Annotated in this window: 1 pseudogene; it reads right to left on the reverse strand. The window is 61.5% G+C overall.

Annotated elements, in window-relative coordinates:
- A pseudogene (locus tag SB772_RS45150) lies at positions 1-174 on the reverse strand (sugar phosphate isomerase/epimerase); the annotation flags it as partial.
- Between the last annotated feature and the right edge of the window lie 65 nt (positions 175-239).

A 239-nucleotide genomic window follows, 5' to 3' on the forward strand; every position in this document is an offset into this window, starting at 1 on the left:
GTCGTGCTCCTGCAGCAGGTCACGGGTCAGCGAAAGATCCATGACCTTTGGACCGTGCAAGGAGAGTTCGATCAGGTCGAAGCCTGCCGCCTTCGTCTGGGTGATGACCTTGCGCGTCGACTCCGGCGACAGATCCCCTGCCCATACCAACGCGTGGACGCCTAGTTTGTTCATTGCGCTGCGCCTCCCGTCGCGACGGCTACGCCCGTCAAAGACCCATGTCCGCTTTCAGTTCACGC

The sequence above is a fragment of the Paraburkholderia sp. SIMBA_030 genome, from assembly GCF_046535245.1.
In the GTDB taxonomy this organism is placed as follows: Bacteria; Pseudomonadota; Gammaproteobacteria; order Burkholderiales; family Burkholderiaceae; genus Paraburkholderia.